Consider the following 14,818-nt stretch of genomic DNA (forward strand, 5'->3'; position numbering starts at 1 on the left):
GCGGTGGGTCGGCCCGAGCGTGCCGACCCACCGCCCGTCGTCGTGTAGAGTTCTCAGGTAACCCAAGACCGCCGGTCGTCCGACGCTGCCCGGGCTCGCCCAGGAAGCCGAAGGCCGAAGTCCCGTGAAGAGTGCGGGGGCCTGCGTAGGTGACACGACGACGATCACACAGCCTGGCTGTGAGCTCCGAGCCCCGTGCGCACCTGCGCCGGGGCTCTTTTCTTTCGCAGGGACCGGTGGCACCACCACCGGAAGGATTGCCATGGCGAGGCCGGACAAGGCAGCCGCTGTCGCGGAGGTCGCGGACAAGTTCCGTGACTCCAACGCGGCGATGCTGACCGAGTACCGCGGGCTCACCGTCGCTCAGCTCAAGGAGCTGCGTCGGTCGCTCAGCGGCAACGCAACCTACGCCGTGGTGAAGAACACGCTGACGTCCATCGCGGCCAAGGAGGCCGGGATCGACGCGTTCGAGGCGGACCTCAAGGGTCCCTCCGCGATCGCGTTCGTGACCGGTGACCCGGTCGAGGCCGCCAAGGGTCTGCGTGACTTCGCCAAGGCGAACCCTGCACTGGTCATCAAGGGCGGTGTCCTTGACGGGAAGCCGCTGACCGCTGCAGAGGTCACCAAGCTCGCGGACCTCGAGTCCCGCGAGGTCCTGCTGGCCAAGACGGTCGGCGCGATGAAGGCCAAGCTCTACCAGGCTGCCTACGCCTTCACCGCGAAGCCGGCCCAGGCCGCTCGCGTCATCGATGCCCTGCGTCAGAAGCAGGAATCGGAGGCCGCTGCCGCCTGACGGCGGTACGGCGAGAACAACCCCCTCTGCTTCTGCCGGGCCCCGCGAGGCCCCAGGACGCACCAACCGAAAGGAACGCCATCATGGCGAAGCTCAGCACCGACGAGCTCCTGTCCGCCTTCGAGGAGCTCACGCTCATCGAGCTCAACGAGTTCGTGAAGGCCTTCGAGGAGAAGTTCGACGTCACCGCCGCGGCCCCGGTCGCCGCTGCCGTCGCCGCCCCCGCCGCCGGCGGTGCCGCCGAGGCCGCTGAGGAGAAGACGGAGTTCGACGTCATCCTCGAGGCCGCCGGCGACAAGAAGATCCAGGTCATCAAGGAGGTGCGCGCGCTCACGTCCCTCGGCCTGAAGGAGGCCAAGGACCTGGTCGACGGCGCCCCCAAGCCGGTCCTGGAGGCCGCGAACAAGGAGACGGCCGACAAGGCCAAGGCTGCCCTCGAGGGCGCCGGCGCCACCGTCACCCTCAAGTGATCGCTGCGGCCTAGCCGCACATCGCTGTCAGCGAGGCCCGCATCCCGTCAGGGGTGCGGGCCTCGCCGCGTCCGCGATCGGTGCCGCGCCGTCGGTGCGCGGGTTGTGGAGGTGTGGTGTCGTGACCGACGTCGCGCCACCGGCGCCTGGCCCCGGCTCCCTAGCACGGGTTAGGCTGGTACGACAACCGTTTCTTGGGCGGCATATGGCGGCCACCGAGACAACGTCCTCAAGACCCAGAACCGAGGGCGTCCGCTCGTGTGCCCGCGCGAGTGGACAAACGACGAAGTTCTGGCTACGCTAGCGCTTTGCGCTCGCTTGTGCCCCGACGCCTCCCCGCCGACGAAGTGCCGCCCTCCACGATCACGTCTTCGTGACTCCTGGACCGGTTCCTCCCGCCGCGGTCCGGCGCCCGCAGCCTCGCTGAGCGTACAGCGTGCCATCGAACTGCAGGGAAGGACCCCTCTTGGCTGCCTCGCGCACCCCTTCTGTTCCGTCCGCCGACGCCATCGCGAACCGCACCGCTTCCCGCCGCGTCTCCTTCGCCAAGATCTACGAGCCGCTCGAGGTCCCCGACCTCCTCGGGCTGCAGACCGAGAGCTTCGACTGGCTCCTCGGTAGCCCCGCCTGGCAGGCCCGGGTCGAGGCGGCCACCACCGCCGGCCGGTCCGACGTCCCGGCGACGTCCGGGCTCGAGGAGATCTTCGAGGAGATCTCGCCGATCGAGGACTTCGGTCAGTCGATGTCCCTCTCCTTCTCGAACCACCGGTTCGAGCCGCCGAAGTACACGGCGGACGAGTGCAAGGAGAAGGACTTCACCTTCGCCGCGCCGCTGTTCGTGACCGCGGAGTTCGTGAACTACACGACCGGTGAGATCAAGAGCCAGACGGTGTTCATGGGCGACTTCCCGCTCATGACCGCGCGTGGCACGTTCATCATCAACGGCACCGAGCGCGTCGTCGTCTCGCAGCTGGTCCGTTCCCCGGGCGTGTACTTCGAGCGCCAGCCCGACAAGACGAGCGACAAGGACGTCTTCTCCGCGAAGGTCATCCCGTCGCGCGGCGCCTGGCTCGAGTTCGAGATCGACAAGCGCGACGCCGTCGGCGTGCGCGTCGACCGCAAGCGCAAGCAGCCCGTCACGGTCCTGCTGAAGGCCCTGGGGCTCACCGAGGCGGAGATCCGCGAGGAGTTCACGGACTACCCGTCGATCCTCGACACCCTCGAGAAGGACCACGTCCACACCCAGGACGAGGCGCTCGTCGACCTGTACCGCAAGATCCGTCCGGGCGAGCCGCCCACGGTCGAGGCCGGTCGCGCGCTGCTCGAGAACTTCTACTTCAACCCGAAGCGCTACGACCTCGCGAAGGTCGGCCGCTACAAGATCAGCAAGAAGCTCGGCGTCGACGCGCCGCTGGCCGACTCCACCCTGTCGGTGACCGACGTCGTCGCGACGATCAAGTACCTCGCCGCCCTGCACGCCGACCACGCCACCATGGCCGGCACGCGTGACGGCAAGGAGATCGAGGTCCGCGTCGAGACGGACGACATCGACCACTTCGGCAACCGCCGCATCCGCGCCGTCGGCGAGCTCATCCAGAACCAGGTGCGCACGGGCCTGTCCCGCATGGAGCGCGTGGTCCGCGAGCGCATGACGACGCAGGACGTCGAGGCGATCACGCCGCAGACGCTGATCAACATCCGCCCCGTGGTGGCGTCGATCCGCGAGTTCTTCGGCACCTCGCAGCTCTCGCAGTTCATGGACCAGAACAACCCGCTGGCGGGCCTGACGCACAAGCGCCGGCTCAACGCCCTCGGCCCGGGTGGTCTGTCCCGCGACCGCGCCGGCATGGAGGTCCGTGACGTCCACCCGTCGCACTACGGCCGCATGTGCCCGATCGAGACCCCTGAGGGTCCGAACATCGGCCTCATCGGCTCGCTCGCGTCGTTCGGTCGCATCAACCCGTTCGGCTTCATCGAGACGCCGTACCGCAAGGTCACGGACGGCAAGGTCACGGACGAGATCGTCTACCTGACCGCCGACGACGAGGACCGCTACATCATCGCGCAGGCGAACACGGAGCTGTCCGCCGACGGCACGTTCCAGCGCGAGCGCGTGCTGGTGCGCACCAAGGGCGGCGAGACCGACGACCTGCCGCCGGCCGAGATCGACTACATGGACGTCTCGCCGCGCCAGATGGTGTCCGTCGCGACGGCGCTCATCCCGTTCCTCGAGCACGACGACGCGAACCGCGCGCTCATGGGCGCCAACATGCAGCGCCAGGCCGTGCCGCTGGTGCGCTCCGAGGCGCCGCTGGTCGGCACCGGCATGGAGCGTCGTGCGGCGGTCGACGCCGGCGACGTCATCGTGGCGACCAAGCCCGGCGTGGTCACCGAGGTGTCCGCGGACCTGGTCCTCGTCGCGAACGACGACGGCACGACCGGCTCGTACCGTGCCGCGAAGTTCCGTCGCTCGAACCAGGGCACCAGCTACAACCAGCGCGTGCTCGTGGACGAGGGCCAGCGGGTCGAGGTCGGCTCCGTGCTGGCCGACGGCCCGGCGACCGACGAGGGCGACCTCGCGCTCGGCCGCAACCTGCTCGTGGCGTTCATGTCGTGGGAGGGCCACAACTACGAGGACGCGATCATCCTGTCGCAGCGCCTCGTGGAGGACGACGTGCTGTCCTCGATCCACATCGAGGAGCACGAGGTCGACGCCCGCGACACCAAGCTCGGGCCCGAGGAGATCACGCGGGACATCCCGAACGTCTCCGAGGACGTCCTGGCGGACCTCGACGAGCGCGGCGTCATCCGCATCGGCGCCGAGGTCGGGGCCGGTGACGTGCTGGTCGGCAAGGTCACCCCGAAGGGCGAGACCGAGCTGACCCCGGAGGAGCGCCTGCTGCGCGCCATCTTCGGCGAGAAGGCCCGCGAGGTGCGCGACACGTCCCTGAAGGTGCCTCACGGCGAGCAGGGCACGGTCATCGGTGTGCGCGAGTTCAACCGCGAGGACGGCGACGAGCTGCCCGCCGGCGTGAACCAGCTGGTGCGCGTCTACATCGCCCAGCGCCGCAAGATCACCGTCGGCGACAAGCTCGCCGGCCGTCACGGCAACAAGGGCGTCATCTCGAAGATCCTGCCGCAGGAGGACATGCCGTTCCTCCCCGACGGCACCCCGGTCGACGTCGTCCTCAACCCGCTGGGCGTGCCTGGCCGCATGAACGTCGGCCAGGTCCTCGAGACGCACCTCGGCTGGGTTGCGAGCCGTGGCTGGGACATCGAGCTGGCCGAGGGCAAGGACCTCTCCTGGAAGGAGACCCTGCCCGAGGTCGCGTCGAAGTCGGAGCCGGGGACGCCGGTGGCGACGCCGGTGTTCGACGGCCTGGAGGAGTCCGGCCTGCGCGGTCTGCTCTCCACGACGCTGCCGAACCGCGACGGCGACCGCATGGTCGCCACCGACGGCAAGGCCCGGCTCTTCGACGGCCGCTCCGGCGAGCCGTTCCCGGAGCCGGTGTCGGTGGGCTACATGTACATCCTCAAGCTCCACCACCTGGTCGACGACAAGATCCACGCGCGCTCGACCGGCCCGTACTCGATGATCACGCAGCAGCCGCTGGGTGGTAAGGCGCAGTTCGGTGGCCAGCGTTTCGGCGAGATGGAGGTGTGGGCCCTCGAGGCGTACGGCGCGGCCTACACGCTGCAGGAGCTGCTCACCATCAAGTCGGACGACGTCCCCGGCCGCGTCAAGGTGTACGAGGCGATCGTCAAGGGCGAGAACATCCCCGACTCGGGCATCCCGGAGTCCTTCAAGGTGCTCCTCAAGGAGATGCAGTCGCTGTGCCTGAACGTCGAGGTGCTCTCGAGCGACGGAACCTCCATCGAGATGAAGGAGTCCGACGACGAGGTGTACCGCGCCGCGGAGGAGCTGGGCATCGATCTGTCCCGCCGCCCCAACTCGGCCGCCACGGTCGACGAGATCTGATCAGCGACCAGCTGAACTCCACGGACATTTCGAAAGCTTTGAGGAAGTAGGACATCTTGCTCGACGTCAACGTCTTCGACGAGCTGCGTATCGGCCTGGCCACGGCCGACGACATCCGTGCCTGGTCGCACGGAGAGGTCAAGAAGCCCGAGACCATCAACTACCGCACCCTGAAGCCGGAGAAGGACGGGCTCTTCTGCGAGAAGATCTTCGGTCCCACCCGGGACTGGGAGTGCTACTGCGGTAAGTACAAGCGCGTGCGCTTCAAGGGCATCATCTGCGAGCGCTGCGGCGTCGAGGTGACGCGCTCGAAGGTGCGCCGTGAGCGCATGGGGCACATCGAGCTCGCCGCCCCGGTCACGCACATCTGGTTCTTCAAGGGTGTGCCGTCGCGCCTCGGCTACCTGCTGGACCTGGCCCCGAAGGACCTGGAGAAGGTCATCTACTTCGCGGCCTACATGGTCACCTGGGTCGACGACGAGGCCCGCCACGAGGACCTCCCGAACCTCCAGAACGAGATCGACCTGGAGAAGAAGGAGATCTCGGACCGCCGCGACAACGACATCAACGCCCGCGCCCAGCGGCTCGAGGCCGACCTGGCCGAGCTCGAGGCCGAGGGCGCCAAGGCCGACGCGCGCCGTAAGGTGCGCGACTCCGCCGAGCGCGAGATGGCGCAGCTGCGCAAGCGTTCCGACGCCGAGCTGGACCGCCTCGAGCAGGTCTGGGACCGGTTCAAGAACCTCAAGGTCGCGGACCTCGAGGGCGACGAGATGCTGTACCGCCAGCTCGTCGACCGCTACGGCACGTACTTCGAGGGCTCGATGGGCGCCGCGGCGATCCAGAAGCGCCTCGAGAACTTCGACCTGGTGGCTGAGTCTGCGTCGCTGCGCGAGACCATCCGCACCGGCAAGGGCCAGCGCAAGACGCGCGCGCTCAAGCGCCTGAAGGTCGTCAACGCGTTCCTCACGACGACCAACTCGCCCACGGCGATGGTGCTCGACGCCGTCCCGGTCATCCCCCCGGACCTGCGCCCGATGGTGCAGCTCGACGGTGGCCGGTTCGCGACGTCGGACCTCAACGACCTGTACCGCCGCGTGATCAACCGCAACAACCGGCTCAAGCGCCTGCTCGACCTGGGCGCGCCGGAGATCATCGTCAACAACGAGAAGCGGATGCTCCAGGAGGCCGTGGACTCGCTGTTCGACAACGGCCGCCGCGGCCGTCCGGTCACCGGTCCGGGCAACCGCCCCCTCAAGTCGATCTCCGACATGCTCAAGGGCAAGCAGGGTCGGTTCCGCCAGAACCTGCTCGGCAAGCGCGTCGACTACTCGGGCCGTTCGGTCATCGTGGTCGGCCCGCAGCTCAAGCTGCACCAGTGCGGCCTGCCCAAGCAGATGGCGCTCGAGCTGTTCAAGCCGTTCGTCATGAAGCGGCTCGTCGAGCTCAACCACGCGCAGAACATCAAGAGCGCCAAGCGCATGGTCGAGCGCACCCGCGGCGAGGTCTGGGACGTGCTGGAGGAGGTCATCCAGGAGCACCCGGTGCTGCTGAACCGTGCCCCGACCCTGCACCGTCTCGGCATCCAGGCGTTCGAGCCGCAGCTCGTCGAGGGCAAGGCCATCCACCTGCACCCGCTCGTGTGCGCCGCGTTCAACGCGGACTTCGACGGCGACCAGATGGCGGTCCACCTGCCCCTGAGCGCCGAGGCGCAGGCCGAGGCCCGCATCCTGATGCTCTCGAGCAACAACATCCTCAAGCCGTCGGACGGCCGTCCGGTGACCATGCCCTCGCAGGACATGATCATCGGTCTGCACCACCTCACCTCGGACCGCCCCGGCGCGACGGGGGAGGGGCGGGTCTTCTCCTCGCAGGCCGAGGCGATCATGGCCCTCGACCGCGGCGCGCTGGACCTCAACGCCACGATCAAGCTGCGGATGTCGGACCTCGTGCCGCCGTCCAGCGGCTTCGAGGCCCCCGAGGGCTGGGAGCCCGGGCAGCCGCTGCTGTTCGAGACCACCCTGGGCCGCACGATCTTCAACGAGGCGCTCCCGATCGACTACCCGTTCCAGAACGGCGTCGTCGGCAAGAAGGAGCTCTCGACGATCGTCAACGACCTCGCGGAGCGTTACCCCAAGGTCGACGTCGCGACGTCGCTCGACGCGCTGAAGGACGCCGGCTACCGGTGGGCCACGCGCTCGGGCGTCACGATCGCGATCTCCGACGTGGCGATGCCCGCGGTCAAGGACACGATCCTCGACGAGCACGAGCAGCGCGCGCTCAAGGTGCAGGACCAGTTCGACAAGGGTCTGATCACCGACGACGAGCGTCGGCAGGAGCTCATCGAGATCTGGACGCAGGCCACCGACAAGATCGCGTCGGTCATGCGCGAGAACCTCGAGAGCGACTCGCGGAACACGCTGTACCGCATGGTGTCCTCGGGCGCCCGTGGTAACTGGATGCAGGTCCGTCAGATCGCCGGTATGCGCGGCCTCGTGGCGAACCCGAAGGGCGAGATCATCCCTCGTCCGATCAAGTCCAACTACCGCGAGGGCCTGTCCGTCCTCGAGTACTTCATCGCCTCGCACGGTGCCCGCAAGGGTCTGGCCGACACGGCGCTGCGTACCGCGGACTCGGGCTACCTGACCCGTCGTCTCGTCGACGTGTCGCAGGACGTCATCATCCGCGAGGAGGACTGCGGCACCGAGCGCGGCCTCACGCTGCCCGTCGCGGAGCGCATCGGTGACGTGCTGGTGCCGCACCCGCGCGTCGAGACGAGCATCTACTCGCGCACGTTCGCGACCGACGTCGTGGACGCGGACGGCAACGTGGTGGCCGAGGCGGGCTCGGACGCGGGCGACGTGGTGATCGACAAGGTCATCGCCGCCGGTGTCGAGAACGTCAAGGTCCGCTCCGTGCTGACCTGCGAGTCGCGCGTGGGTACCTGCGCGAAGTGCTACGGCCGCTCCCTGGCCACCGGCAAGCTGGTGGACATCGGCGAGGCCGTCGGCATCATCGCGGCGCAGTCCATCGGTGAGCCGGGCACGCAGCTGACCATGCGTACCTTCCACACCGGTGGTGTGGCGTCCGCGGACGACATCACGCAGGGTCTGCCCCGCGTCACCGAGCTCTTCGAGGCCCGCACCCCCAAGGGTGAGGCCCCGATCGCGGAGTACACGGGCACCGTGGCGATCGAGGACACGGAGCGCACGCGCCACCTGGTCCTCACGCCGGCCGACGGGAGCGAGGAGATCCGCTACCCGGTGACCAAGCGTGCGCGCCTCCTGATCACCGACGGGCAGCAGGTCCAGGTCGGCACCCAGCTCGTCCAGGGTGCCGTCGACCCGAAGAAGGTGCTCCGCATCCTCGGCCCGCGTGCGACGCAGAAGCACCTGGTGGACGAGGTCCAGGAGACCTACCGCTCGCAGGGTGTGGACATCCACGACAAGCACATCGAGGTCATCGTGCGGCAGATGCTGCGCCGCGTGACCGTGCTCGACTCGGGTGACTCGCACCTGCTGCCGGGTGAGCTCGCGGAGCGCGTCCGCTTCGAGGACGCGAACCGTCGTGCCGTGGCGGAGGGTGGCCAGCCGGCCTCCGGACGTCCGGAGCTCATGGGCATCACGAAGGCCTCGCTCGCCACCGACTCGTGGCTGTCGGCCGCCTCCTTCCAGGAGACGACCCGCGTGCTCACCGAGGCCTCGATGAGCGGTCGCCGCGACCCGCTGCTGGGCCTCAAGGAGAACGTCATCCTCGGTAAGCTCATCCCCGCCGGCACCGGCCTGCCCCGTTACGGGAACATCCAGGTCGAGCCGACCGAGCAGGCGAAGGCCGAGCTCTACCCGAGCTTCGGCTACGACGAGATCGACTTCCCGACGCTCGGGATGGGCTCGGGCGAGGCGATCCCGCTGGAGGACCTCGACTTCGGCGACTTCCGCTAGACCCCACGGGACTCCTCGCTTCGCTGCGGGGACCCGCGGGGACCCTGGCTCCGCTGATCGGTTGATCTCCAGGACGAGGTAGTCCGGGAGGGGCGCACGTCACAGCGTGCGCCCCTCCTGAACCTTTGACCCCGCTTGCTTCCGCGGGTAATCTTGGAAGCCGTGCCCGTGCCGTCGCGCGCGCATCCCGCTGTCAGTCCTGAGTCTTCGGCTCGGGCCGGCTGCCGGAGGCGTCGCCGACCTGAGCGCACTGGCACCCCGGGTAGATCGCTCCGGACCGTCCGCGAGGGCGGGGAGCTGAGCTGATCCGGGCCATCGAGCCGGTGGTAAGTGGCGTAGCGGTCCGCAAGGGCCGCGTGTGCCGCATGCGATCGGCACGCACAAGCCAGACAGACCACCGTCGAGGGCCGGCCGGCCCTCGTGAGCTCGAGAAGACGACGGAGACGTAGTGCCTACGATCCAGCAGCTCGTCCGCAAGGGCCGGAGCACGAAGGCGACGGCGTCCAAGACGCCCGCCCTCAAGGCCTCCCCCCAGCGGCGCGGCGTGTGCACGCGCGTGTACACCACCACCCCCAAGAAGCCGAACTCCGCGCTCCGCAAGGTCGCGCGCGTCAAGCTGTCCTCCGGTACCGAGGTCACGGCGTACATCCCCGGCGTCGGCCACAACCTGCAGGAGCACTCCATCGTGCTCGTGCGCGGTGGCCGTGTGAAGGACCTCCCGGGTGTCCGCTACAAGATCGTGCGCGGCGCGCTCGACACGCAGGGCGTGAAGAACCGCAAGCAGGGTCGCAGCAAGTACGGCGCGAAGAAGGAGAAGGCCTGATGCCTCGCAAGGGTCCGGCCCCCAAGCGGCCGCTCATCGTCGACCCCGTCTACGGGTCGCCCGTCGTGACGCAGCTGATCAACAAGGTCCTGCTCGACGGCAAGAAGTCCACCGCCGAGGCGATCGTCTACGGCGCCCTCGAGGGCGTCCGTGCCAAGACGGACCAGGACCCGGTCGTCGTGCTCAAGCGCGCGCTGGAGAACATCCGCCCGGCGCTCGAGGTCCGCTCCCGCCGTGTCGGTGGCGCCACCTACCAGGTGCCCATCGAGGTGCGTCCGGTGCGCTCGACGACGCTCGCGCTGCGCTGGCTCACCGACTTCTCGCGCGCCCGTCGCGAGAAGACGATGACCGAGCGTCTGATGAACGAGATCCTCGACGCCTCGAACGGCCTCGGTGCCGCGGTCAAGCGCCGCGAGGACATGCACAAGATGGCCGACTCGAACAAGGCCTTCGCGCACTACCGCTGGTGATGCGCACGGACGGCCCCGGGCGACCCCCGGGGCCGTCCGCGGATCCGGAACCGGCCGGCAGCCGGCCCTCCGGCCCGGCTTCCGACCTTCCACCGACAAGGGGTAACGCACCGTGGCACTCGACGTGCTGACCGACCTGAACAAGGTCCGCAACATCGGCATCATGGCCCACATCGATGCCGGCAAGACCACCACCACCGAGCGCATCCTGTTCTACACGGGTGTGAACTACAAGATCGGTGAGACGCACGACGGTGCGTCGACGATGGACTGGATGGAGCAGGAGCAGGAGCGCGGCATCACGATCACGTCCGCCGCGACGACCTGCTACTGGAAGAACAACCAGATCAACATCATCGACACCCCCGGTCACGTGGACTTCACCGTCGAGGTCGAGCGCTCCCTGCGCGTGCTCGACGGCGCGGTCGCGGTGTTCGACGGCAAGGAGGGTGTGGAGCCCCAGTCGGAGACCGTGTGGCGTCAGGCCGACAAGTACGACGTCCCGCGCATCTGCTTCGTCAACAAGATGGACAAGCTCGGCGCCGACTTCTACTTCACGGTCGACACCATCATCAACCGCCTCAAGGCGAAGCCGCTGGTCATCCAGCTCCCGATCGGCGCCGAGAACGACTTCGAGGGCGTCGTCGACCTCCTCGAGATGAAGGCGCTCACCTGGCGGGGCGACACCAAGATGGGCGAGGAGTACGCGGTCGAGGACATCCCCGCGGACCTCGTCGAGAAGGCGGAGCAGTACCGGGCCGAGCTCGTCGAGGCCGTCGCGGAGGCGGACGACGACCTGCTCGAGAAGTTCCTGGGCGGCGAAGAGCTCACGGTCGCCGAGATCAAGTCCGGCATCCGCAAGCTCGTCATCAGCTCTCAGGCCTTCCCCGTGCTGTGCGGCTCGGCGTTCAAGAACAAGGGCGTGCAGCCCATGCTCGACGCCGTGATCGACTACCTGCCGACCCCGCTCGACGTGCCGGCCGTCGAGGGCCACGACGTCAAGGACGCGGAGAAGATCATCGAGCGTCGCCCGGACGAGACGGAGCCGTTCTCGGCCCTCGCGTTCAAGGTCGCCACGCACCCGTTCTTCGGCAAGCTCACCTACGTCCGCGTGTACTCGGGCAAGGTCGCGCAGGGCGCGCAGGTCCAGAACTCGACCAAGGGCAAGAAGGAGCGCATCGGGAAGCTCTTCCAGATGCACTCCAACAAGGAGAACCCTGTCGAAGAGGCGCACGCCGGCCACATCTACGCGTTCATCGGGCTCAAGGACGTCACCACCGGTGACACGCTGTGCGATCCCGCGAACCCGGTGATCCTCGAGTCGATGACCTTCCCGGAGCCCGTCATCGACGTGGCCATCGAGCCGAAGACGAAGGCCGACCAGGAGAAGCTCTCCACGGCTATCCAGAAGCTCGCCCAGGAGGACCCGACCTTCCGCGTCAAGCTGGACGAGGAGACCGGCCAGACCGTCATCGGTGGCATGGGCGAGCTCCACCTCGACATCCTCGTCGACCGCATGCGTCGCGAGTTCAAGGTCGAGGCCAACGTCGGCAAGCCGCAGGTCGCGTACCGCGAGACGATCCGCCGTACCGCGGAGAAGATCGACTACACGCACAAGAAGCAGACCGGTGGCTCGGGCCAGTTCGCCAAGGTCCAGGTGACCTTCGAGCCGCTCGAGACGGCCGAGGGCGAGCTCTACGAGTTCGTCAACTCCGTCACCGGTGGACGCATCCCGCGCGAGTACATCCCGTCCGTGGACGCCGGCATCCAGTCGGCGATGCAGCAGGGCGTGCTGGCCGGGTTCCCCGTGGTCGGGGTCAAGGCCACGCTGCTCGACGGCGCCTACCACGACGTCGACTCTTCGGAGATGGCGTTCAAGATCGCCGGCTCGATGGTCTTCAAGGAGGGCATCAAGCGCGCCGACCCGGTCATCCTCGAGCCCGTCATGGCCGTCGAGGTCCGGACGCCCGAGGAGTACATGGGCGACGTGATCGGTGACATCAACTCGCGTCGTGGGATGATCCAGTCCATGGAGGACGCGACCGGTGTCAAGGTCGTGCGCGCCCAGGTACCGTTGAGCGAGATGTTCGGGTACATCGGTGACCTGCGTTCCAAGACGCAGGGCCGCGCCGTGTACTCGATGCAGTTCGACAGCTACGCCGAGGTTCCTCGTAACGTTGCTGACGAGATCATCAAGAAGACCCGGGGCGAGTGAGTCCCCACAGGTCGACGACCAGCACAACCATCAACCTGTAGGAAACCCCGTCGCCCCGCGGGATGTAGGCTTCTTGGCCGAGTCTCGCAACGTTCGGGAACATCTACCCAAGTCCCAGGAGGACCCCAGTGGCTAAGGCCAAGTTCGAGCGGACCAAGCCGCACGTCAACATCGGCACGATCGGGCACGTCGACCACGGTAAGACGACGCTGACTGCCGCGATCTCGAAGACGCTTGCGGACACGTACCCCGACCTTCCGGCGAACACGCAGCGCAACTTCGACGAGATCGACGCCGCGCCGGAGGAGAAGCAGCGCGGTATCACGATCAACATCGCGCACATCGAGTACGAGACGCCCAAGCGTCACTACGCGCACGTCGACGCGCCGGGTCACGCCGACTACATCAAGAACATGATCACCGGTGCCGCCCAGATGGACGGCGCGATCCTGGTGGTCGCGGCGACCGACGGCCCGATGGCCCAGACGCGCGAGCACGTGCTCTTGGCCCGCCAGGTGGGCGTCCCCTACCTGCTGGTCGCGCTCAACAAGGCCGACATGGTCGACGACGAGGAGATCCTCGAGCTCGTCGAGATGGAGGTCCGTGAGCTGCTGTCGTCGCAGGAGTTCGACGGCGACAACGCGCCGGTCGTGCGCGTCTCCGGCCTCAAGGCCCTCGAGGGTGACCCCGAGTGGACCAAGAGCGTCCTGGAGCTCATGGAGGCCGTGGACGAGAACGTCCCCGACCCGGTCCGCGAGCTCGACAAGCCGTTCCTCATGCCGATCGAGGACGTCTTCACCATCACCGGCCGTGGCACCGTCGTGACCGGCAAGGTGGAGCGTGGCACGCTCGACGTCAACTCCGAGGTCGAGATCGTCGGTATCCGCGAGCCGCAGAAGACCACGGTCACCGGTATCGAGACGTTCCACAAGCAGATGGACCAGGCTCAGGCCGGCGACAACACCGGTCTGCTCCTGCGCGGCATCAAGCGCGAGGACGTCGAGCGGGGCCAGGTCGTCGTGAAGCCGGGTTCGATCACGCCGCACACCGACTTCGAGGCTCAGGTCTACATCCTGGGCAAGGACGAGGGCGGCCGTCACAACCCGTTCTACTCGAACTACCGTCCGCAGTTCTACTTCCGGACCACGGACGTCACCGGCGTCATCACGCTGCCCGAGGGCACCGAGATGGTCATGCCCGGCGACAACACCGAGATGACGGTCGCGCTGATCCAGCCGATCGCCATGGAGGAGGGCCTCGGCTTCGCCATCCGTGAGGGTGGCCGCACGGTCGGTTCGGGCCGCGTCACCAAGATCATCAAGTGATCCGCTGATCCTCAGTTGATCATCTGAGCGTGATCATCTGAGCGCAGGAGGCCCGGGCCCTCTCGAGGGTCTGGGCCTCCGGTGCGTCCGGCGTCACAGCGGTCGAACCCCGTTCCGGCTTGGAATCATGGGGTTCCCTGTGGCAAGATGTTCAGGTTGCCTGTCACGGGCGCGTTCTTTCTCGTGTCGAACAGTGTGTAGCACCACGGTGCGTGCGCCGGTCCGGTTCTCCCGGAGCGGTCCACCCGCCTGGAGCGGTTCTCCTCTCGGAGGAGTCGCGGGGTTGCCGGCTGTCGACGCGCTTGAGCGCCCCGCGGGACACATGTCTCGACAGGCCAGACAAACGTCGTGGTCCGCCTCGCGGACCACAATCAACGGCCCCACGCCGAACGGTGTGCGCCCGGGTGTGCAGCATTGTTGTCACAACAACGGCGACACGCCCGAGCGCGGGGGTCGGACAGTAGCGGTTCGAGAGAGAGAGTCAGACGACGCCATGGCGGGACAGAAGATCCGCATCCGGCTCAAGTCCTACGACCACGAGGTCATCGACAGCTCGGCGCGCAAGATCGTCGACACGGTGACGCGCGCTGGTGCGACGGTCGTGGGTCCGGTGCCGCTGCCGACGGAGAAGAACGTCTTCACCGTCATCCGGTCGCCTCACAAGTACAAGGACAGCCGCGAGCACTTCGAGATGCGCACGCACAAGCGGCTCATCGACATCATCGATCCCACGCCGAAGGCCGTCGACTCGCTCATGCGGATCGACCTGCCTGCCGACGTGAACATCGAGATCAAGCTCTGAGGC

9 protein-coding genes are annotated in these 14,818 nt (G+C 67.7%); all 9 read left to right on the forward strand.

The window, feature by feature from the left end; all coding sequences use genetic code 11:
- The first annotated feature begins 262 nt into the window (after nucleotides 1–262).
- The 9 genes from rplJ (at nucleotide 263) to rpsJ (ending at nucleotide 14,815) form a co-directional block, all read left to right on the forward strand.
- Nucleotides 263–793 carry a 50S ribosomal protein L10 gene (gene rplJ / locus B5Y66_RS05865; RefSeq protein WP_079572399.1) on the forward strand — a complete coding sequence of 177 codons (531 nt, stop codon included), beginning with the start codon at nucleotides 263–265 and terminating at the stop codon, nucleotides 791–793.
- A gap of 83 nt (nucleotides 794–876) precedes the next feature.
- The gene (gene rplL, locus B5Y66_RS05870; protein ID WP_079572401.1) at nucleotides 877–1,263 is read left to right on the forward strand and encodes a 50S ribosomal protein L7/L12; all 387 of its coding nucleotides are present in this window, start codon (nucleotides 877–879) and stop codon (nucleotides 1,261–1,263) included.
- 466 nt (nucleotides 1,264–1,729) lie between these two features.
- Nucleotides 1,730–5,242 carry a DNA-directed RNA polymerase subunit beta gene (gene rpoB / locus B5Y66_RS05875; RefSeq protein ID WP_079572403.1) on the forward strand — a complete coding sequence of 1,171 codons (3,513 nt, stop codon included), beginning with the start codon at nucleotides 1,730–1,732 and terminating at the stop codon, nucleotides 5,240–5,242.
- A 56-nt stretch (nucleotides 5,243–5,298) separates the two neighbouring features.
- The gene (locus tag B5Y66_RS05880; protein ID WP_079572405.1) at nucleotides 5,299–9,180 is read left to right on the forward strand and encodes a DNA-directed RNA polymerase subunit beta'; all 3,882 of its coding nucleotides are present in this window, start codon (nucleotides 5,299–5,301) and stop codon (nucleotides 9,178–9,180) included.
- A gap of 448 nt (nucleotides 9,181–9,628) precedes the next feature.
- On the forward strand, nucleotides 9,629–10,003 hold the full coding sequence (gene rpsL, locus B5Y66_RS05885; protein ID WP_079572407.1) for a 30S ribosomal protein S12: 375 nt from the start codon (nucleotides 9,629–9,631) through the stop codon (nucleotides 10,001–10,003).
- A complete protein-coding gene (rpsG, locus tag B5Y66_RS05890; RefSeq protein ID WP_079572409.1) occupies nucleotides 10,003–10,473 on the forward strand; it encodes a 30S ribosomal protein S7 in 471 nt (156 codons plus the stop codon). The genes rpsL and rpsG overlap by 1 nt, the downstream gene beginning before the upstream one ends.
- A gap of 112 nt (nucleotides 10,474–10,585) precedes the next feature.
- A complete protein-coding gene (fusA, locus tag B5Y66_RS05895) occupies nucleotides 10,586–12,688 on the forward strand; it encodes an elongation factor G (protein WP_079572411.1) in 2,103 nt (700 codons plus the stop codon).
- Between the two features lie 128 nt (nucleotides 12,689–12,816).
- Nucleotides 12,817–14,013 (forward strand): elongation factor Tu, encoded by a 1,197-nt coding sequence (tuf, locus tag B5Y66_RS05900; protein ID WP_079572413.1) that lies wholly within the window; start codon nucleotides 12,817–12,819, stop codon nucleotides 14,011–14,013.
- A 493-nt stretch (nucleotides 14,014–14,506) separates the two neighbouring features.
- Nucleotides 14,507–14,815, forward strand: coding sequence for a 30S ribosomal protein S10 (gene rpsJ / locus B5Y66_RS05905; RefSeq protein WP_013837837.1), 309 nt, complete (start codon nucleotides 14,507–14,509; stop codon nucleotides 14,813–14,815).
- The last annotated feature ends 3 nt before the right edge of the window (nucleotides 14,816–14,818 follow it).

The organism is Krasilnikoviella flava (genome assembly GCF_900167525.1).
GTDB classification, from domain to species: domain Bacteria; phylum Actinomycetota; class Actinomycetes; order Actinomycetales; family Cellulomonadaceae; genus Isoptericola; species Isoptericola flavus.

Bases quoted from the DNA above. Each gene is read 5' to 3' on its own strand.
- rpsJ (WP_013837837.1), top strand. From the start codon at position 14,507: ATGGCGGGACAGAAGATCCGCATCCGGCTCAAGTCCTACGACCACGAG.
- rplL (WP_079572401.1), top strand. From the start codon at position 877: ATGGCGAAGCTCAGCACCGACGAGCTCCTGTCCGCCTTCGAGGAGCTC.
- rplJ (WP_079572399.1), top strand. From the start codon at position 263: ATGGCGAGGCCGGACAAGGCAGCCGCTGTCGCGGAGGTCGCGGACAAG.
- rpsG (WP_079572409.1), top strand. From the start codon at position 10,003: ATGCCTCGCAAGGGTCCGGCCCCCAAGCGGCCGCTCATCGTCGACCCC.